At 72.1% G+C, this 458-nt stretch carries 1 protein-coding gene; it reads left to right on the forward strand.

Features of this window, described 5'->3' with window-relative positions:
• A partial coding sequence (locus LO50_RS23430; RefSeq protein ID WP_044316539.1) for a TolC family protein occupies positions 1-458 on the forward strand: 458 nt, incomplete at both ends.

Below are 458 nucleotides of genomic sequence, written 5' to 3' on the forward strand. Positions count from 1 at the left end.
CGCCCGCCGCGATCTGTTCCCCAAGCTGGCGGTGCAGGCCGCGGTGGGCCGCTCCGGCTTCGCTCTGGGAGACGCGATATCCGGCGCCTCGAACTTCGCCCGGGTCGGCGCGACGTTCGGCCTGCCATTGCTCGACTATCCTCGCCGCGGCGCCGCCATCGACCTGGCCGATGCCGAGGGCGAGACCGCCTATGTCGCCTTCGAGCAGGCGCTGGCCCGAGCCCTGGAGGAAGTCGAACGGGGCCTGACGAGAATGGCCGGTCAGCAGCGCAGGCACGCATCCCTCAACCGCACCCGCGAGCACCGTGAACGGGCGCATCGGCTGGCGCAGCGCAGCTACGAGCTGGGTGAGGCGAACCTGAGCGAGGTACTGGACGCCCAGCGCGGTGCGCTACAGGCCCGCCAGCGGGCGCTGGAAGGCCGGAGCGCGCTGGCGACGGCGCAGGTGGCGTTGTATG

The sequence above is a fragment of the Stutzerimonas stutzeri genome, assembly GCF_000935215.1.
Lineage (GTDB): Bacteria > Pseudomonadota > Gammaproteobacteria > Pseudomonadales > Pseudomonadaceae > Stutzerimonas.